We start from the raw sequence: 19,328 nt of genomic DNA, 5'->3' as shown, positions 1-19,328 counted from the left end.
TGATGGGCGAAGCCAAGATATTGCTGCGGGCCGAGCCGGCCGCCGCCAGTTCAGCCGCGGGCGAGGTCGAGCGCAAGCTGAGCGTGCTCGAGCTGTTGTGGAACGACGGCTTCGTCCGCAAGTCGGTGATCATCCTGTTCCTGGCGGCGGTCTGGGAAGCCTACGGCGTCGCTCTCGACAATCCGCTGTTGTTCCCGACGCTGCACGATACCGCCATCACGCTGTTCGACCGCGTCAAGGACGGCACCATTCCGATGCGGGCCTGGACGTCGCTGAAAGTGCTGTTCATGGGCTATTCCGCCGGCATCGTGCTCGCCGCGATCTTCACCGTGCTCGCGATCTCCACTCGGATCGGCACCGACTTCCTCGAGACGGTGACGGCGATGTTCAATCCGTTGCCGGCGATCGCGCTGTTGCCGCTTGCGCTGATCTGGTTCGGGCTCGGCAATGGCAGCCTCGTCTTCGTGCTGATCCACTCGGTGCTGTGGCCGGTCGCGCTCAACACTCATTCCGGCTTCAAGAGCGTGTCCAACACGCTGCGCATGGTTGGCCGCAATTACGGCCTGCGCGGATTGCCCTATGTGGCAAAGATCCTGATCCCCGCGGCGTTCGGCTCGATCCTGACCGGTCTCAAGATCGGCTGGGCCTTTGCATGGCGCACGCTGATTGCGGCCGAGCTGGTGTTCGGCGTGTCGTCGGGGCAGGGCGGCCTCGGCTGGTTCATCTTCGAGAACCGCAATCTGCTCGACATACCCGCGGTGTTCGCGGGCCTCTTGACGGTGATCATCATTGGGCTCTTTGTCGAGAACCTGATCTTCCGCGCCATCGAGCGGAACACCGTGCAGAAATGGGGCACCCAATCATGACCAAGAAGAAAATAGCGCCCGACCAGCTCCGCAGCGCGCGCTGGTTCGCGCCCGACGATCTCCGCTCGTTCGGCCACCGCTCCCGCACCATGCAGATGGGCTACGCGCCGGAGGAGTGGAAGGACCGCCCGATCATCGCGATCCTCAACACCTGGTCCGATGCGCAGCCCTGCCACATGCACTTCAAGTCGCGCGTCGACGACGTCAAGCGCGGCATCCTGATGGCCGGCGGCCTGCCGCTGGAGCTGCCGGCGCTGTCGCTATCGGAATCGCTGCTCAAGCCCACCACCATGCTCTATCGCAATCTGCTGGCAATGGACGCCGAGGAGCTGCTGCGCAGCCATCCCGTCGACGGCGTGGTGCTGATGGGCGGCTGCGACAAGACCACGCCAGCGCTGCTGCTGGGCGCGACCTCGATGAACATTCCGGCGATCTATCTGCCGGCCGGCCCGATGCTGCGCGGCAATTGGAAGGGCAAGACGCTCGGCTCCGGCTCCGACGGCTGGAAATACTGGGACGAGCGCCGCGCCGGAAAGATTTCCGACAAGGACTGGCTCGACATCGAGGCCGGCATCGCCCGCAGCTACGGCACCTGCATGACCATGGGCACCGCGTCGACCATGACGGCGATTGCCGAAGCAATCGGCATGACGCTGCCCGGCGCCTCCTCGATCCCCGCTGCCGACGCCAATCACATCCGCATGGCCTCTGAATGCGGCCGACGCATCGTCGAGATGGTGTGGGAAGATCTGACGCCAAAGGTGATCCAGACCCGGAAGGCGTTCGAAAACGCCATTGCGGTCGCGATGGCGATGGGCTGCTCGACCAACGCGATCATCCATCTGATCGCGCAGGCCCGCCGCGCCGGTCAGGACATCGGCCTCGACGATTTCGAGGTTGCGAGCCGCAAGGTGCCCGTGATCGCCAACGTGCGGCCGAGCGGCGATGCCTATCTGATGGAGGACTTCTTCTATGCCGGCGGCCTGCCGGCGCTGATGGGCCAGATCAAGCCGCATCTGCATCTCGACTGCATCACGGTGACCGGAAAGACGCTGGCTGAGAATATCGAGGGCGCCGAAGTCCACAACGACGACGTGATCCGCGGAATCGACAACCCTATCTACAAGGAGGGCGCGCTCGCCGTGCTCAAGGGCAATCTCGCGCCCGACGGCTGCGTGATCAAACCTAGCGCCTGCGCGCCGCGCTTCCTCAAGCACACCGGACCCGCGCTGGTGTTCGACGATTACCCCTCGATGAAGAAGGCGGTCGACGATCCCAATCTCGACGTCACCGAGGATCACATTCTGATCCTGCGCAATGCCGGGCCGCAGGGCGGGCCGGGCATGCCGGAATGGGGCATGCTGCCGATCCCGACGAAACTGGTGAAGCAGGGTGTGCGCGACATGGTGCGCATCTCGGATGCGCGCATGAGCGGCACCAGCTACGGCGCCTGCATCCTGCACGTCTCGCCGGAATCCTACATCGGCGGCCCACTGGCGCTGGTGCAGAACGGCGATCGCATCACGCTCGACGTTGCCGCGCGTACCATCAATCTCGACGTCCCCGAAGCCGAGCTGAAAAAACGCCGCGCCGCCTGGAAGCAGCCCGAGCGCCGCTTCGAGCGCGGCTACGGCTGGATGTTCACCAAGCACATCAAGCAGGCCAATGACGGCTGCGACTTCGACTTCCTCGAGACCGATTTCGGCGCGCCAATCGGCGAGCCGTCGATTTACTAAAGGACGCACATGTCAGAACTCAGCGAAGCCACCCGCACAAAACTCAAATCGGTCTCCACCGCGACCGTCGCCACCGCGCTGTTCAAGCGCGGCCTGCGCATCCAGATGATCCAGGACGTGCATCCGCTCGGTGCCGACCAGCCGACCATGGTCGGCGAGGCCTTCACGCTGCGCTACATGCCGGCGCGCGAGGACCTCAACACCATCGACGTGTTCAAGGACCGCTCGCATCCGCAGCGCAAGGCGGTCGAAGATTGCCCTCCGGGCGCGGTGCTGGTGATGGACAGCCGCAAGGATGCGCGCGCGGCCTCGGCCGGCGCCATCCTGGTGACGCGCCTGATGAAACGCGGCGTCGCCGGCGTCGTCACCGACGGCGGCTTTCGCGATTCCGCCGAGATCGCCAAGCTCGGCATCCCCGCCTATCACCATCGCCCGTCGGCGCCGACCAACCTCACGCTGCACCAGGCGATCGAGATCAACGTCCCCATCGGCTGCGGTGATGCGCCGGTGTTTCCCGGCGACGTCATTCTTGGCGATGCCGATGGCGTCATCGTGATCCCCGCGCATCTCGCCGATGAGATCGCCAACGAAACCTTTGAGATGACGGCGTTCGAGGATTTCGTCACCGAGGAGGTCGGCAAGGGGCGCGGCATCTTCGGTCTCTATCCCGCCACCGATCCGCAGACGCTCACCGACTTCGCGGCGTGGCGGAAGAAGAACGGCCGGTAAGGCCAGCGCCAAACCAAGTCAAGAAAACGGGCCGGCCACATCAAGCGCCGGCCTTTTATCACCCAGGGAGGATTTTATGAATTTCACGCGACGCAATCTCGTGGCCGGCGCCGGCGCAGCAGTGGCGTCCACGCTTCTGGCCCGCGCCGCCGGCGCCCAGTCGTTCCCGTTCACTCCCAACCAGCGCTACCCCGACTCCGCCGTCCAGATCCTCGATCCCAGCTTCACAAAATACCGGCTCTACTCCTCGACGGTCGAGCAGGTCGCATCAGGCATGCGCTGGGCCGAAGGCCCGGCCTATTTCCCCGAGGGCGGCTATCTCCTGTTCTCCGACATTCCCAACAACCGGATCATGAAGTTCGACGAGAAGACCGGGCAGACCAGCGTGTTCCGCGCCAATGCCAATTACGCCAATGGCAATGCGCGCGACCGCCAGGGCCGTCTCGTCACCTGCGAGCATTCCGTCACCCGCCGCATCACCCGCACCGAGAAGGATGGCAAGGTCACCGTGCTCGCCGACAAGTTCGAGGGCAAGCGGCTGAACGCGCCGAACGACATCGTGGTGAAGTCCGACGACAGCATCTGGTTCACCGATCCCCTGTTCGGCATCAACGGCGAGTGGGAGGGCAAGAAGGAGAAGGCCGAGCAGGCCACCACCAACGTCTACCGCATCGCCAAGGACGGCAAGATCACCGCCGTCCTCACCGACCTCGTCAATCCGAACGGCCTCGCCTTCTCGCCGGACGAGAAGAAGCTCTATGTGGTCGAATGGAAGGGCACGCCCAACCGCAGCATCTGGAGCTACAATGTCGGCGACGATGGTTCGCTCAGCGGCAAGACCAAGCTGATCGACGCCGCCGACCAGGGCTCGCTGGACGGTTTCCGCGTCGACCGCGACGGCAATCTCTGGTGCGGCTGGGGCTCCAACGGCGCGCTGCAGGGCGAGCCGACCGATGTCGGCGGCCGCAAGGTGTTTCAGCTCAGGGCCAAGCCGGAAGATCTCGACGGCGTCATGGTGTTCAACGCGGACGGCAAGCCGCTCGCCTTCATCAAGCTGCCCGAACGCTGCGCCAACCTCTGCTTCGGCGGCCCGAAGAACAACCGGCTTTATATGGCGAGCAGCCATTCGGTGTATGCGCTGTATGTCGAGGCGCACGGGGCGGTGTGAGTCTTCGCCTCTCCCCGCGCTACAAGACCGTCGTCCCTGCGAACGCAGGGACCCATAACCCCAGGGAGCAATTTGGCGAAGACTTGCAGTTAAGAAATCTTCGCCGGTACTGCTTTCGCCTTCCACCGATACATCACGCGGTATGGGTCCCCGCGTTCGCGGGGACGACAGCGGAGGATGTCGCTACGGCGGTGGATGTGGCTACACCCCAGCCTCCGCCATCCCCGCCGCCCACAGCGCGAACGCATAGACGATCGCGACCTCATCCAGCCGGTCGAATCGGCCCGACGCGCCGCCGTGGCCGGCGCCCATATTGGTGCGGAGCAGGACCGGGCCGCCGCCGCTCATGGTGGCGCGCAGGCGCGCGATCCATTTGGCGGGCTCCCAGTAGGTGACGCGCGGATCGGTCAAGCCGCCCATCGCCAGGATCGCCGGATAGTCCTTTGCCGCGACATTGTCGTAGGGCGAGTAGGACAGGATCGTTCGAAAATCCTGCTCGCTCTCGATCGGGTTGCCCCATTCCGGCCATTCCGGCGGCGTCAGCGGCAGGGTGTCGTCGAGCATGGTGTTGAGCACGTCGACGAACGGTACTTCGGCGACGATGCCGGCGAACAATTCGCCGGCGCGATTGGCGACCGCGCCCATCAGCATGCCGCCGGCCGAGCCGCCATGGCCGACGATGCGTTTTGCGCTGGTGTATTTCGCATCGATCAGCGCGCGGGCGCTGGCTGCGAAATCGTCGAACGAATTCGTCTTCATCTCGCGCTTGCCGTCGAGATACCAGCCCCAGCCCTTGTCGGCGCCGCCGCGAATATGGGCGATGGCGTACACGAAGCCGCGGTCGACCAGCGACAGGCGGTTGGCGTTGAAGGAGGCCGGCATCGCCATGCCGTAGGAGCCGTAGCCGTAAAGCAGCAGCGGCGCCGTGCCGTCGAGCTTGAGCCCGCGGCGGTAGAGGATCGACACCGGCACCTCGGCGCCATCATGCGATCTTGCCGTGATGCGGGTGGTGACGTAATCGGCGGCGTCGTGGCCCGACGGAATCTCCTGGCGCTTGCGCAAGGTGCGCGTGCGCTTGACCATGTCGTAGTCATAGACTTCCGACGGCGTCGTCATCGACGAATAGGCGAATCGCAGATTCGTCGTCTCGAATTCGTAGGAGCCCATCGTATCCAGCGAATAGGCGGCCTCGTCGAAGGCGATGGCGTGCTCCTCGTTCGAGGCGAGATCGCGGATCACGATCGCCGGCAGCGCGTTGGCGCGCTCCAGCCGCACCAGATGGCCGGCATAGAGATCGAGGTCGATGAGGTAGATGCCGGGACGATACGGGATCAGGTCGCGCCAGTTCTTGCGCTCGGGCGAATTGAGCGGCGCCGTGACGATCTTGAAGTCGATGGCATCGTCGGCATTGGTGAGGATGAAGAGCTGATCGCCGCGATCGGCCAGCGAATATTGCACGCCTTCTTCGCGCGCCGCGACGAGGCGCGGCTGCGCCTCGGGGTTGGCGAGATCGATCAGCCGCTGCTCCGAAGTCTCGTGATCGCCGCCGGCGATCACGCAGAAGCGGCCGCTGGTGCTCTCGTGCAGATGGGTGAACCAGCCGGCATCCTGCTCTTCATAGATCAGCGTGTCGTCGGCCTGCTTGGTGCCGAGCCGGTGCCGCCACACCTGCATCGGCCGGTGATTGTCGTCGAGCTTCACATAGAAGAAGCTCTTGCAATCCGCGGCCCAGACCACGCCGCCATCGGTCTCCTCGACCACGTCGTCGAGATCCCTGGCCGTTGCCCAGTCGCGCACGCGGATCGAGAAATATTCCGAGCCCTTGGTGTCGGCGCTCCAGGCCTGCAGCTTGTGATCGTAGGAGTGCCGGCTGCCGCCGAACCTGAAATATTTGTGGTCCTTGGCGAGCGCGTCGCCGTCGAGCACGATCTCGCCGTCGCCGCCGTCGCGCGGCATGCGGCCGAACAGCTCGTGCTGTCCGCCCTCGCGAAACCTGCGGAAATAGGCGAACGGGCCGTCGGGCGAGGGCACGCTGGAATCGTCCTCCTTGATCCGTCCGCGCATCTCCCGCACCAGCGTCTTCTGCAGGGATGCGGTGTGGCCGAGCAGGCTCTCGGTGTAGACGTTCTCCTCATCCAGATATTTGCGGATGTCGGGATCCAGCACCTTGGGATCGCGCAGCACCTCCTGCCATTTCGCGTCCTTCAGCCAGGCATAGTCGTCGGTCACGGTGATCCCGTGCCGCGTGAAGGAATGCGGCCGGCGCGGGGCGACGGGGGGCTGGGAAGGCGTCTTGGCTTGTGTCACTCGGTCCTCATTCGTGTCCGACGTCGCTGCTTCGCCTCTCCCCGCTTGCGGGGAGAGGCCGGATTGCATCAAAGATGCAATCCGGGTGAGGGGGACTCTCCGCGAGTCCAACTCTCACCGTCCTTGCGGAGACTCCCCGTCACCCCGACCCTCTCCCCGCATGCGGGGAGAGGGGGAAGGAAGCGGCTCGCCGCGTTCCCTTATATCGTCCCGCTTCTGCGAATTGCCAGCACGACTCCGCCAAGCCTGCCGGGTTGTTGACCGGCCCCTTGTATGCTTTACGGACCAAAATCCCCGCCGCCGGTCCAGCCTGATGCTGTTCAATTCCTACTCGTTCATCCTGCTGTTCCTCCCCGCCGTGCTGGTCGGCTATTTCTGGCTTGGGCGGCGCAGCAATTTCACGCCGGTGATTTGGCTGGCGCTGGCCTCGCTCGCCTTCTATGCCATCGGCAACTGGCAGTTCGTGGCCCTGTTGCTGCTGTCGATCGGCTTCAATTACGGCGTCGGCCATCTCCTGATCGTGGCGAAGCTCGGTCCGTCACACCGAAAGGCGGCGCTCGCACTCGGTGTCGTCGGCGATCTGCTCGTGCTCGGCATCTTCAAATATGCCGGCTTCGCTGCCGAGAACATCAACACACTGTTCGGCTCGCATCTTGCGGCTCACATCCTGTTGCCGGTCGGCATCTCCTTCTACACCTTCACACAGATTGCCTTCCTGGTGGACGCGTACCGCGGGCGGGTCGCGGCCTATGCGTTGCCGCATTACGCGCTGTTCGTGACCTATTTCCCGCATCTGATCGCCGGGCCCATTCTCCACCACAAGGACATGATCCCGCAATTCGAGCGGAAGGAGGCGAAGTATCCGGACGGACATCTGATGCTGTGCGGTGTCATCATCTTCGCCATCGGCCTGTTCAAGAAGACCTGTCTTGCCGACGGCATCCAGCCACTGGTCGCGCTCGCCTTCGAGGCGCGCTCGCCGAGCTTCGATCAGGCGTGGTGTGGTGCGCTCGCCTACACGTTCCAGCTCTATTTCGATTTCTCGGGCTATTCCGACATGGCGATCGGGATATCGCTGATGTTCGGCATCTTCCTGCCCGTCAATTTCAACTCGCCCTACAAGGCGACCAGCATCGTCGAGTTCTGGCGCCGCTGGCACATGACGCTGTCGCAGTTCCTTCGCGACTATCTCTACATCCCGCTCGGGGGCAACCGCCACGGCCGCGTGCTGCGCTACGTCAATCTGATGATCACGATGCTGCTCGGCGGGCTCTGGCACGGCGCCGCCTGGACTTTTGTCATTTGGGGCGCGCTGCACGGCGCTTATCTCTGTGTCAACCACGCCTTCAACGCGCTGATGCCGAACATCCCATCTGTTCTCACGCGCCCGGCCCGCATCGCCGGAGCAGTGCTGACCTTCCTCGCCGTCGTCGTCGCCTGGGTGTTCTTCCGCGCCGAGAGCGTTGCGTGGGCGCTGCGGGTGCTCCGCGCCATGGCCGATCCCTCCAACATCGTCTTCGGCCGCGAGGAGATCGCGGCGCTGGTGCTGGTCGCCGTCTACGCCGCGCTGGTGTGGCTGGCGCCGAACACGCAAGGCATCCTGGGATTCGATCACGCTAACCGCCGGGTCGGCGAGAGCTTGCGGGCAGGGCGCATGCGGCCGCTGTTTCTCTATGGCGCATCGCTGGTGCTTGCATTCGGCATCTTGGGCATCCAGAGCCACAGCGAATTCATCTATTTCCGGTTCTGATGCGCAGGCCGTTCACCAGTCTCAAGCGTCTTCTGCTCGCGAGCGTCGCATTCGTGCTTAGTGCGGCCGTGCTCACCTACGTCGTCGATCCCCTCCAATTGTTTCGCCCCTCGCGCACCGCCTTCTATTCCGACGACACGCGCGTGCAGAATGCCGGACTGATCCGCAGCCAGTCGTTCGACACCGCCTTCATGGGCACCTCGCTCGCGATCCATTTCCGCCAGAGCGACATCGACCGTGCGCTCGGCGTTCGCTCGCTCAAGCTGGCGATGACCGGCTCCAACTCACGCCAGCAGGCCTTCGTGCTGGAGCAGGCGATCGCGGGCGGCGCAAGGCGCGTGATCTGGGCGATGGACGATTTCATCTTCGTCGATGCGGCCGACATCGAGGCCGATCCCTATCTGTCCGTCGATCTCTATCGCGGGACGGCCAAGGGCATCGCATCCTATCTGTTCAGCGCCGCGATGGCGAAAGAGTCCCTGTTCACGCTGCTGCGGTCGGTCCCGCCGTTGCAAGGGCCGCTGACCCGCGCGGCGCCGTTTCTTCCCGTCAAGTTCGCGTTCGCCGATGTCGACGACATCTACGCGCTGCCGCGGGATTTCGACATTGCTCGCGAGTACAATGCCAGGAGGACGCTCGCCGCCTTCGCCTACATCACGAGCCCGGTGCGCAGCCGTTTTCTCGGCGAAGGCTACGGCTATGACGCCATGGTCAGGCATTTCGAGCGCGATGCCGTCGGCCTGATCGCGCGCCACCCCGACGTGACCTTCGACATCTACTTCCCGCCCTATTCGATCCTGCAATTCGTTGCAATGCGCGATGCCTCGCCCGAGACGCTGAAGATCGTCACCGATCTGACGGCAGTCATTTCGCAGCGCCTGACACAGCTTCCCAATGTGCGCCTGCACGATTTCCGCGCGATCAAGGCGGTGACGCACGACCTCGAAAATTACGGCGACGTCATCCACCACTCGCCGGTCGTCGATGCGAAGGTGCTGCAGTGGCTGGCGAGCGGGGAGTATCGCGTCGATCCGAAGACGCCGACGGCGTCGCTGGATGAGCTGAAGGCGCAGGTCGAGGCGTATCGTGTCGCGCGCTGATCTTCCCCTCTCCCCCTGTGGGAGAGGGTGGCTCGCCGCGGAGCGGCGAGACGGGTGAGGGGTATCTCTCCGCGAATCGATCTCGAAATTGAGTTTGCGGAGACAACCCTCATCCGGCGCTTCGCGCCACCTTCTCCCACAAGGGGAGAAGGAAGAAAGGAGCGCTGCGTTCGCAGGGACGACAGTGGCGTTTGTGGCTGGCGCTCTACACCGCCACCTCTTCGCCGAGATACGCGACCGCCGCTTCCAGTCCGCCCTTGCCGTGCGGGATCTTCAGCGCGTTCAGGCCAATCTCGATCACCCCTAACGTGCCGAGCAACATCGGCGCGTTGACGTGGCCCATATGGGCGATGCGGAAGGCTTGGCCCGAGAGGTCGCCGATGCCGGTGCCGAGCACGACGCCGCACTTGTCCTTGCAATAGCGTTGCAGCACCGCGGGATCGTGGCCGTTGCTCATGGTCACCGTGGTCACGGTGTTGGAGCGCTCGCTCGCCTCCGCCACGTTGAAGCCGAGCACCTGGCCTTCCGACCATGCGCCAACCGCGCGGCGTGCGGCTTCGCCGAGCAGGCTGTGGCGGCGGAAGGCGTTCTCCAGGCCTTCCTCGTGCAGCATGTCGATCGCCTTGCGCAAAGCGAACAAGAGATGCACCGGCGCGGTGCCGGCGTATTTACGATAATTCTCTGTGCCCTCGCGCTCGCTCCAGCTCCAATAGGGCGTCGACATGTCGGCCTTCTTGTGCACCTCGAGCGCACGCGCATTGGCGGCGACGAAGCCGAGGCCGGGCGGCGTCATCAGGCCCTTCTGCGAGCCGGACATCGCAACGTCGATGCCCCATTTGTCCATCTCGAACGGCATGCAGCCGAGCGAGGCGACAGTGTCGACCATGTACAGCGCCGGATGGCCGCTCGCCTTGATCGCCTTGCCGATCGCCTCGATGTCGTTCTGCACGCCCGAGGCCGTGTCGACCTGGACCACGACGACGGCCTTGATGGTGTGCTCCTTGTCGCGGCGCAGGCGCTCCTCGACCTCGTGCGGCCGCACTGCGCGGCGCCAGTCGCCCTTGAGCACCTCGACCTCGGCGCCCATCAGCGCTGCCGCATTGCCCCAGCCGATCGCGAAGCGTCCGCTCTCCAGCACCAGCACCTTGTCGCCGCGCGACAGCACGTTGCTCAGCGCCGCTTCCCAGGCGCCGTGGCCGTTGGCGATGTAGATGTAGGACTTACCCTTGGTCACAAACAGTTTCGAGATGTCACTGAGCAGGCTCTCGGTCAGGTCGAGCATCTCCTTGGAGTAGATGTCGATCGCCGGACGATGCATCGCCCGCAGCACCTCGTCGGGCATCGTGGTGGGCCCGGGGATGGCCAGAAATTCCCGGCCCGCGCGAACGGTCATTGCTGTTGGTCCTTGTTGCTTGAGAACGGACTGGTGGGATTGCTGATTCACGTTTTACGCGCCGTGGACCCCCAAGAAAAGCACGCAAAACGCAGGTCTGGGGTTCTCATCTCTTGGTCTCGCGGCAGCCGGCGGCTTCTGCCTCCTCGACCGAGCAGAACCAGCGAGTGCCCTTGCTGATCTTCATCTTGATCTGGGTGTACCAGCGGCTGGTCGGCTGGTGAAAGATGCACTCGCCGGCGCTGTTGACGTTGCCCTTGATGGTGCAGTCCGGGGAAGGCGCGACCGGTCCCGAGGCCGAGGCGAGCAGCACCGCATGCGCCCCGTCGGGCGGCTTGGTGGCGCCGAGGATGGCGGTCTTCTTGTTGCGGACGCGCCAGTCCCAGGGCGCGATGAAGGCGCCCTGCCACATCCCGGCTTTCGCCTCGCGCGCAGCGGCCTCGTCGGGCTCGTAGTCCTTGGAGATGCGGGTGTAGGCAAGCGCCCAGCCGCTGCGCACCAGCCATTTCTGGATGTCCTCGCCGCCGACCTCGCAGCGCGCCACAGTGCGGCCGCGCCGGTCGATTGAACGGGTGTGGCAGACCCAGCTCTTGCCCTCGGCATATTTGGCGAGCTCGTCGCGCGCCGCGACGCCGCAGGTCCAGCGCTCGCTTTTGGTGTTCAGGCAGAGCTGGTCGACCGCAGGCGCGTCGATGCCGCCGAGCCGGATCCGCGTGTTGCCGATCACGACGGCATCGCCGGCGCGGACCTTGGCCATGCCGGTGATGTCGGTGGCCTCAGCCAGCGAGGGCAGGGCGAGCAAGGACAGCGCAATCAGGATTTTTCGCAGCATGCCGGTCCGCGTGTGATGAAAATCTCGATAGATCGCGCAATTGTGGTCGGCTTTTGGCCGTCGGGCCAGCGTATGCCTAACAGATAGGCTTTCAACTTCCCGTCATCACGGAAGGTCTCGTAGGGTGGGCAAAGCGAAAGCGTGCCCACGATGTCTTTCGTGGCGAGAGATCGTGGGCACGGCGCGAAGGGGCGCCTTTGCCCACCCTACGGCACCGTGTCTGAGGCACTCACCCTCACCGCCCCGTCATCGCCCGCTTCGCCACCGCCAGCCCCATCAGCACGAATGCGGATGTCACCTCCGGCCCGCCGACCAAAATCCGCGTCGGCGTCTTCATCTTGTTCCACTCATAGGCGCGGAACGGGCCGCGGCGGCCGCCTTCGCCGAGACCGGCGACGATCACGTTCAGCGCCGGTGCGAAGGCGCGCGGGTCGGCGCCGAGATGGCCGAGCGCGATCAGCGCCAGCGCCGCGTCGAACACGTTCATCTCAGCGGCCATCAGCTCGCCCTTGACGTAGGACAGCACGCGATGGCGGATGAAGTCGAAATCGCCGGCGGGATCGATCGCGGCCTGCGCGGCCAGCGGCAGTGCCAGGAACGCCGCATAGCAGCGGCCGAAATAGGCGCTGTAGAGCTCGGGCAGATAGTAAATGTGCGAGCGCGGATTGGCGAAGGCGCCGCTCGCCGCCAGCCGCTTCTGGAAGCCGATGATGCGATGCACCGTGGCGAGCCGCGACGGCGTCTCCAGGACTTTCCAGCGCGCGAGGTTGCGAAAGCTCACCTCGAGAATGTCGAGATTGAGCGTCGGATCGAGATCGTTGCCATAGGGACGCTCGCCCTTGAGATTGTCGATCCAGGTCGCGACGCCGCCCTCATAGTCGATATTGTCATTGAGCGGCACGGTCACGCGCGGTTCGTTGACGCCGGCGCGCACCTGGTAGCCGGCGTAGAAATCCAGCAGCGGCTGGTCGATGATCTCATCAAGGCAGCCGGCCTGCGTCGCGGCCGAGATCGAGCAGGCCGTGGTGTCGCAATCCGGCACGTAAACGCCGAAGCCGAGATCCTGCTTGATCTGCGCGAAGTAACGGGAAAAGCGCGGATGCGGCGGAGGCGCCAGCGCGGTGACGACGTTGAAGCGCGCGCCGTCGATGCCCTCGACCTCCTCGCGGCTGATGTTGACGCAAAAATTCACCATGTCGGCGATGGCGCGTTCGGCCGCAATCTTGTCGGCCTGGGAGGCGAGTCCGGTCTCGCCATAGCTGAGCAGCGCCTCGATGAAGAACGCATCGTAATAGGCCGAGCGGTGGCGGATCTGCACCGGTTCCCACATCGGCTCGGCGACCCCTCGCCAGGGCGGATTGACGACGGCCCGGGCTGGCGAGCGCGCGATGAAGACGCGGGCGAGGTTGAACAGCAGCGAGGAATTCTTGTAGCCGCGCGCGTTGAGGCCCGTGAGCGCCATGATCAGCTCGCGGCCGCGGAAATCAGGATCGCCGATCAGGTTGAAGGCGGCGTAGGTCGGCAGGAAACCGTTCTTGCGGTAGGAGCCGAGCAGATGCTGCGCGCAGTCGCGGATCACGCCGTCGATCTGCGCCTCTGGCGGCGCGGAGCCGGTGAACATGGCCGGCGGCGGCTTGGGGTGGTCGAGCGCGATGCTGTCGACGAGATCGGCGACCGGCTGGCCGACCGCCGCCCAATCGGGCTCGGCCTCGTCGCGGGCGCGAACCAGCGCTTGGCGCAGCGCCGTCAGCCTGGCCTCGTCACGCAGCTCGGGCAGTCCAGCCCGCCGCAGCAGCACCCGCAACGCGGGATTGCCGAGCGCGGTCTTGTAGAATTTGGCCAGATGCGGATCGCCGCTGGCCGTGACAGACAATACGGGGTCGCAGACGTCGTAAAGCGAGGGGCCGTCCTTCCGGGCGGTCAGCGCCCGGCAGGCGGCGCCGGCAAAATAATGAAGGCTCATGAAATACCTGGTCGCGGGGCCTTGGTCGGGGGCCGGCACGCTCCCATCTGCGCGCCGCCCCCTTGCCAAGTCGTTGAAAAGGCTACCCGGATTCGCAGGAAATACAAATGTGATGGAGGTCACGGAAAAAGCCGGCACGAAGGCTGCATGATCGAGGCTCGAAATGGGGTGCCAGGGGGCAAAAACGCACAAATCTAGCTTGGAGAATTAACGAACATCTTCAGTCGCTTAGCTCAATTTTTGGGCAATCTATTGCCGGGGAGGCGATATCCGGTTAAGGGTTTGTTTGGTGCGGCGCCGCAAATTGCGCGCAATTCGGGGGCACATCCCCGGCCAATCCCTCAAACCTAAAGACGCTATCGCGCTACTCAAACAGTGTGCGCGCGCTTGGCTGGTCTTTGGCACTGACAGGAATGAAGCGAGATGAATGTTAGGCAGCTCGACATTTCCCGACGCACGATCGCGTTGGCCGCGGCCCTCATCGGCACGGTGTCGCTCGTGATCGGCGCCCATGCTGCTCTGAACATGCGCGCGATCGACGCCGCCAAGGCCGTCTCGACCGACCAGATCACGGGCTCGATCGCCCAGACCTCGCGCCTCGCCCTCGTCATCGGCAATGGACATTATCCCGACGCCAGCGCGCCGCTGACGCAGTCGATCAACGACGCCCGCGCCCTCTCCTCGTCCCTGCGCAAGAACGGTTTTGACGTCGACATGGTGGAAGACGCGACCAAGGACGACATGGTTCGCGCCGTCAATCGCCTGAAGTCCCGGATCAAGCGCGACACCGTCGTCATGCTGTTCTTCGGCGGCTACGGCGTGCAGGCGGGACGCGAGAGCTACATGCTGCCGGTCGATGCCGTGATCTGGAAGGAAAGCGACGTCCGCCGCCAGGGCGTCTCGATCGACGGCGTGATCGACATGATGAAGGAGCAGGGCGCCAAGGCCAAGCTCGTCGTCGTCGATGCCTCTCGCCGTAACCCTTACGAGCGTCGCTTCCGCTCCTACAGCCACGGCCTCGCGCCGATCAACGCGTCCGACAATGCGCTGATCCTGTCCTCGGCTTCGCCCGGCAAGGTCGTCGACGACGGCAAGGGCGAGCACAGCGTGCTGGTCAGCGAGTTCCTGAACAACCTCAGTGCGAAGGGCAGCGCCGAAAGCGTCTTCAACAAGACCCGCGTCGCCATCTCCCGCGCCAGCGAAGGCGATCAGGTCCCGACCGTGTCCTCCTCGCTGCTCGAAGACGTCCATTTCGGCGAAGCCGGCGGCTAGTTTTTTCGAGGGCGCGCGAGCTCTCGTAGGGTGGGCAAGGGCGCAAAGCGCCGTGCCCACCATTTTTCTCCGTCATCTCGATAGAAGACGTGGGCACGCTTCGCTTTGCCCACCCTACGAGATCGCCTGCTACTTCGCTGCTTCCGCGGCCATCACCGGGCGTACCGGATCGCCTTCGCGCAGCAGCGCGCCGGCGCGGGCGACGACGACATCGCCGACGTTGAGGCCGTCGCGGACCTCGATATTGCCGCCCGACATCAATCCGACCTCGACCCGCTTGGTCTCGACCCGGTTGCGGCGGATCACCTGCACCACGGTGCCGGCGGATGAATATTGCACGGCGGTCAGCGGCACCGCGACGTTGCAGCTCTGCCCGGTCTTGATCAGCGCGCGTCCGCTCGCCTTCAGCAGCAGCCGCTTCTGCGAGGAGATGCCGATATAGACCATGCCTTGCTGGATGTTCGGCTCCACGGTCGGGCCGATGCGGCGCACCTTGCCGTCGATGTCGCCGGCGCCCGCGATCCGCACGGTCGCCGGCTGATTGACCGCGAGCTTGCGCATATCGGTGGTCGCCACCAGACCGACGAGATCGTATTCGCTGCGCGCCACGATCGTGAACAGCGCCTCGCCCTTGGCCGAGGCCAAATTGCCGATCTGGGCGGTCGACGTCGCGATCACGCCCGCCACCGGCGCGGTGACCTGCAGGGTGCCGCCCTCGGGCAGCGCCAGCCGCGCCAGCACCTGGCCGGCGGTGGTGGTGTCGCCGGCTTCCGCCAGCACGTCGGTGACCTTCAGGCCCGGACGCTCGGGCCGCACCGACGTTTCCTCCCGCGCGATGATCGTGCCGGTGGCCTCGACGATGTCGGAGAAGCAGGACTTTGCGACTTTCAGTACCGTGACCGCCGGCCCCTTGGGCGCGTCGTCATCGGCGGCTCGAACCGGATATGGACCGAGGATGAGCATGCCGGCGACGGCTGCGGGACACAGGCTTCGAGCAACGGCACGGGGCAAATGACGCATCGGAAATTCCACGGGTTCTATGCCTCCAATCGATAGCAGATGGCAGGGCTGCGGACTACGGCAGCGTTGTCTCAAAAAGAAGGCCACGCCACCGCGGGCCGACGCAGCAAGCCTTTGATTAGTCGCGGGATTGGAGAACAGGTTCGCATTTCCCGGGCGGCGCGCCGCGGGTCGGCACTACTCCAAAGTGCCGTCGATCACGGTCCTCTCATCGGTCAACGGCGCAGGTCGCGGCGCGGGCGGTAAACGGCGCGTCAGCCGCGGCGCTCTCCCAGCAGCTTGCCGTTGGCCCGGTCGATCAAATGCAGGCGCGTGCAGGCCGGACAGGACACCGACACATGCGTGCGGTCGGCCGGCTCGTCGCCGAGCCGATGCTGCACGTTCATGCCGGTCTGCGGGCATTTGAAGACGATCTGACGGTCCATGACCGATGATATGACGACAAGGCGCGCTTTCCGAAATTACGGATGATTACGTAGGTCGGCGGCGGCGCTCCCTCACGGCAGGTTCAGGAACTCCACCCAGTTCGGCTTCTTGCCGGTGGGGTAGGATTTCAGCTTGGCCAGCGCGCCGCTGCCCTGGTCGATCGCATAGACCGTCATGCTGTCGGAGAGCTCGCCGACCGCGGCGAGGTAGCGCCCCGTCGGATCGATGTGGAAGCCGCGCGGCTGCTTCTCGGTCGGCACGCTGCCGATCGTGGTCAGCTTGCCGCTGGCCGCATCGACCTTGTAGGCGGTGAGCGTGTTGGTGGTGCGTTCGGAGGCGTAGAGGAAGCGGCCGTCCGGAGTGATGTGGATGTCGGCGGCCCAAGGCTTCTTATCAGACCCTTTTCCGTTAAAGCCCTCCGGCAGTGCGGTGGTGCGCTGGATCTCGTCCCAGGCGCCGCTCCTGGCCTCGTAGGTGAACGCGGCGACGTCGCCGTTCAACTCGTGGATCAGATAGACGAACTTGCCGTTGGGATGGAATACGAAGTGCCGCGGGCCCGATTTCTCCGGCACCTTGTGGGCTGGCGGATCGCTCGGCGTCAGCGTACCGGCCGTGGCATCGAACGCGAAGGCCAGTACCTGATCGGAGCCGAGATTGGTCGCGAACGCGAAGCGGTTGTCGGGCGAGGGCAGGAAGGCGTGCGCGTTCAGCCCGGTCGGGATCACCTGTTTCGGATCGCCGGCGACGCCGTTTGCAAGAAGCGGATTCAGCGCGACCTTGTTGCCGCCATAGGAGGCGCTGAACAGGAATTTGCCGCTGCGGTCGACGGCGATGTTGGCCATGCTGTCGGCGAGCGGGCCGCTGCCGATAGGGCTGAGCTGGCCCGTCTTGGGATCGATCGCAAAGCTGACCGCGAGGTACGGCTGCGAGCGGACACCGGCGATCAGCACGCGGCGGTCGGGCGTGATCGCGAGCGGCGTCGACGAGCCGGGCTTGTCGACGCCCTTGAAGGCGGCCGTCTGCACCGGAATCATCTCGCCGCTCTCGGTCATCTTGAACACGCTGATGTCGTTGCTGTCGGCGTTGCCGACATAGGCGAAGGTCTCGGCCATGCCGGCGTGGACTCCAGAAATGAGAGTGAGGGCTGCGAACAGGGTGGTGGCGATTGCAGCGCGTGGTGCTTTGGATGCGATGCGTCGGGTCGGTCTCAACATGGGCTCCTCCTGAGGGCCGGTCGCGGCCTTGTCGTTTTGCCGGCGAGGATAGCGGGCGGCGCGCCGCCGCACCAAATTCCAGTTGGGATTGATCGATGCCGAAATTGTATCGGTCGCGGGGGAGGGACTACCGCATCGCCGCGGTCCGGGAGGGCAGATGCGGGCTGGACGGATGCGCGGGTGGTCCGAGCACGGCCCAGACCGCGACCGCAACCAGAGCGGACGTCAGGATGGTCCAGGCGATGAGCCGTTTCCGCATCTGGTCGAATCCGTCGCTGTCATGAAGTCGCGGGGCACCCGGAATCGTGCACTGCAAACCGCGGCAATCCTATGAACTCGTTCACAGGCGAAAACGGCGGGCGCAAGGCGAACCAATGCCGCGCGAGCGCATTGAACCGGCATGCCCCGTGAAAACGATCTCGAAGGTAAGCCCGACATGGGCGGCAAACATGGCGGTCAAGCCGGCCAGCCCAAGTCGCCGCCGCGCCCACACCAAGGCGAACACGATGAGGACGTCGTGGCAAAGCGCCACACCGGCCAAACCGATCACGCCTCGCCGCCGACCAAATCAAAATAGCGCCTCGCCGCGCGGCCGTGCCGCGCCGCGCGTCGGGAACGGGGGCATCGCTGTGCCGTTACCCCGGTCCCGCGGGCGTGACAGATCAAAACGGAGGCTGGCTCGTGTTTTGGATTTATTGGAACACCGCCTGGTCGCTGATCATCAGCGGCATCATGGTCGCCACCATCGTCAGCCACCCCGACGCGGAGTTCGTCGAGATCACCGCGGCAAAACAGAAGCTCTGAGCCCGCGCGAGGAGTCGTCGGCGATGACCGCCTGTGACCCTTTGCGGACGCCTTGAAGCCTTGTCTCGATCGGCTTGTTCAGCTTCAATCGCCGGCGCCGGCTTTGGTCCGGCTTGGATGTGCCAGGGGAAATTGAATGAGCCCATCCGCACCCATCAGCGCCGCCGACGCGATCAGCACGTACGTCTTTGCAAAGGATGGCAATCGACCGCAGATGATGAGGGACGCCTTTGCCTCAGACTGCGAATTGGAGATGGTCGTAAAGACCGACGCCATCTCATTCCCAAGCTCCGCAAAAGGGCTGGAGCAAGTTACCGACGTACTGGTGACGAGCTTCGGCGATCAATACCAGAACGTCCGGACTTTTTGCCTCTCCCGTCCGACCTCACAGCAGCTACCGCGTTTCCGTTGCGATTGGCTCGTCGGGATGTCGGCAAGGCAAGGTGGTGCGGTTCGCGTCGGCTGCGGACGCTATGACTGGCGCTTCGGTTCCGGCCATGACGGCCGCGTCGAGAAGCTCGCGATCGAAATCGAAGTCATGAGTGTACTTCCAGCCGAGATGTCGAAGCCGATCATGCAATGGCTCGCGGCCTTGCCGTATCCCTGGTGTTCAAGCGCCCAGGCCTGCGAGAGTATTCCAGCCATTGACGCCTTAGAGCCGATCAAGCACTTCCTCACGGTAACGAGCGAGGCAAACCAGCAACCAAGAGTTTGTTGAGCAGGGGTGCGGCTCATCAAGTCCGGATTT

The 19,328-nt window shown here is 64.6% G+C and carries 18 protein-coding genes; 9 read left to right on the top strand and 9 right to left on the bottom strand.

The annotated features are described in order from the left end of the window. The first annotated feature begins 2 nt into the window (after positions 1 to 2). The 4 genes from GGD67_RS36735 to GGD67_RS36720 all read left to right on the top strand — a co-directional run bounded on the left by GGD67_RS36735 (position 3) and on the right by GGD67_RS36720 (position 4,499). Positions 3 to 866, top strand: coding sequence for an ABC transporter permease (locus GGD67_RS36735; protein ID WP_179739756.1), 864 nt, complete (start codon positions 3 to 5; stop codon positions 864 to 866). Then, positions 863 to 2,602, top strand: coding sequence for an L-arabinonate dehydratase (gene araD / locus GGD67_RS36730; RefSeq protein ID WP_179739755.1), 1,740 nt, complete (start codon positions 863 to 865; stop codon positions 2,600 to 2,602). Before GGD67_RS36735 ends, araD begins: the two co-directional genes overlap by 4 nt. Positions 2,603 to 2,611: 9 nt before the next feature. After that, positions 2,612 to 3,331 (top strand): ribonuclease activity regulator RraA, encoded by a 720-nt coding sequence (locus GGD67_RS36725; protein WP_179739753.1) that lies wholly within the window; start codon positions 2,612 to 2,614, stop codon positions 3,329 to 3,331. Positions 3,332 to 3,407: 76 nt separating this feature from the next. Beyond that, complete coding sequence (locus tag GGD67_RS36720; protein WP_179739751.1) at positions 3,408 to 4,499, top strand: SMP-30/gluconolactonase/LRE family protein; 1,092 nt, start codon at positions 3,408 to 3,410, stop codon at positions 4,497 to 4,499. A gap of 201 nt (positions 4,500 to 4,700) precedes the next feature. Here the strand turns inward: GGD67_RS36720 and GGD67_RS36715 are convergent, their stop codons facing one another. Further along, the gene (locus GGD67_RS36715; protein WP_179739749.1) at positions 4,701 to 6,806 is read right to left on the bottom strand and encodes a S9 family peptidase; all 2,106 of its coding nucleotides are present in this window, start codon (positions 6,804 to 6,806) and stop codon (positions 4,701 to 4,703) included. A gap of 313 nt (positions 6,807 to 7,119) precedes the next feature. On the opposite strand from GGD67_RS36715, the gene GGD67_RS36710 reads away from it, so the two are divergent. Beyond that, the gene (locus GGD67_RS36710; protein WP_179739747.1) at positions 7,120 to 8,556 is read left to right on the top strand and encodes an MBOAT family protein; all 1,437 of its coding nucleotides are present in this window, start codon (positions 7,120 to 7,122) and stop codon (positions 8,554 to 8,556) included. Continuing rightward, positions 8,556 to 9,656: a hypothetical protein gene (locus GGD67_RS36705; RefSeq protein WP_179739745.1), complete on the top strand. Its 1,101-nt coding sequence runs from the start codon at positions 8,556 to 8,558 to the stop codon at positions 9,654 to 9,656. The genes GGD67_RS36710 and GGD67_RS36705 overlap by 1 nt, the downstream gene beginning before the upstream one ends. A gap of 205 nt (positions 9,657 to 9,861) precedes the next feature. Here the strand turns inward: GGD67_RS36705 and GGD67_RS36700 are convergent, their stop codons facing one another. The 3 genes from GGD67_RS36700 to GGD67_RS36690 form a co-directional block, all read right to left on the bottom strand. Further along, positions 9,862 to 11,049: an alanine--glyoxylate aminotransferase family protein gene (locus GGD67_RS36700; protein ID WP_179739743.1), complete on the bottom strand. Its 1,188-nt coding sequence runs from the start codon at positions 11,047 to 11,049 to the stop codon at positions 9,862 to 9,864. Between the two features lie 106 nt (positions 11,050 to 11,155). Continuing rightward, the gene (locus tag GGD67_RS36695) at positions 11,156 to 11,881 is read right to left on the bottom strand and encodes a thermonuclease family protein (RefSeq protein ID WP_179739741.1); all 726 of its coding nucleotides are present in this window, start codon (positions 11,879 to 11,881) and stop codon (positions 11,156 to 11,158) included. A 235-nt stretch (positions 11,882 to 12,116) separates the two neighbouring features. After that, complete coding sequence (locus GGD67_RS36690; protein ID WP_018321599.1) at positions 12,117 to 13,844, bottom strand: hypothetical protein; 1,728 nt, start codon at positions 13,842 to 13,844, stop codon at positions 12,117 to 12,119. 423 nt (positions 13,845 to 14,267) lie between these two features. Here GGD67_RS36690 and GGD67_RS36685 point away from each other — a divergent pair, with 423 nt between their 5' ends. Beyond that, entirely contained in the window at positions 14,268 to 15,116 is an 849-nt protein-coding gene (locus GGD67_RS36685) for a caspase family protein (RefSeq protein WP_018321598.1), read from the top strand. A 129-nt stretch (positions 15,117 to 15,245) separates the two neighbouring features. On the opposite strand, the gene GGD67_RS36680 is transcribed toward GGD67_RS36685, so the two are convergent. From GGD67_RS36680 to GGD67_RS36665, 5 genes are all read right to left on the bottom strand, one after another. Next, positions 15,246 to 16,136 (bottom strand): efflux RND transporter periplasmic adaptor subunit, encoded by an 891-nt coding sequence (locus GGD67_RS36680; protein WP_179739739.1) that lies wholly within the window; start codon positions 16,134 to 16,136, stop codon positions 15,246 to 15,248. A gap of 254 nt (positions 16,137 to 16,390) precedes the next feature. Next, positions 16,391 to 16,561, bottom strand: coding sequence for a hypothetical protein (locus GGD67_RS36675; protein ID WP_018321596.1), 171 nt, complete (start codon positions 16,559 to 16,561; stop codon positions 16,391 to 16,393). Positions 16,562 to 16,633: 72 nt separating this feature from the next. After that, the gene (locus GGD67_RS36670) at positions 16,634 to 17,776 is read right to left on the bottom strand and encodes a lactonase family protein (protein ID WP_179739737.1); all 1,143 of its coding nucleotides are present in this window, start codon (positions 17,774 to 17,776) and stop codon (positions 16,634 to 16,636) included. Between the two features lie 127 nt (positions 17,777 to 17,903). Continuing rightward, positions 17,904 to 18,035 (bottom strand): hypothetical protein, encoded by a 132-nt coding sequence (locus GGD67_RS39850; protein ID WP_256375113.1) that lies wholly within the window; start codon positions 18,033 to 18,035, stop codon positions 17,904 to 17,906. A gap of 81 nt (positions 18,036 to 18,116) precedes the next feature. After that, positions 18,117 to 18,326, bottom strand: coding sequence for a hypothetical protein (locus GGD67_RS36665; RefSeq protein ID WP_179739735.1), 210 nt, complete (start codon positions 18,324 to 18,326; stop codon positions 18,117 to 18,119). 131 nt (positions 18,327 to 18,457) lie between these two features. Here GGD67_RS36665 and GGD67_RS39845 point away from each other — a divergent pair, with 131 nt between their 5' ends. Together GGD67_RS39845 and GGD67_RS36660 are read left to right on the top strand one after the other, a co-directional pair. Further along, the gene (locus GGD67_RS39845; RefSeq protein WP_256375112.1) at positions 18,458 to 18,580 is read left to right on the top strand and encodes a hypothetical protein; all 123 of its coding nucleotides are present in this window, start codon (positions 18,458 to 18,460) and stop codon (positions 18,578 to 18,580) included. 136 nt (positions 18,581 to 18,716) lie between these two features. Beyond that, positions 18,717 to 19,298 carry a hypothetical protein gene (locus tag GGD67_RS36660; protein WP_179739733.1) on the top strand — a complete coding sequence of 194 codons (582 nt, stop codon included), beginning with the start codon at positions 18,717 to 18,719 and terminating at the stop codon, positions 19,296 to 19,298. Positions 19,299 to 19,328 lie beyond the last annotated feature (30 nt).

The sequence above is a fragment of the Bradyrhizobium sp. IAR9 genome, assembly GCF_013408065.1.
Taxonomy (GTDB): Bacteria; Pseudomonadota; Alphaproteobacteria; order Rhizobiales; family Xanthobacteraceae; genus Bradyrhizobium.
This window is presented reverse-complemented; position numbering and strand designations above follow the sequence as displayed.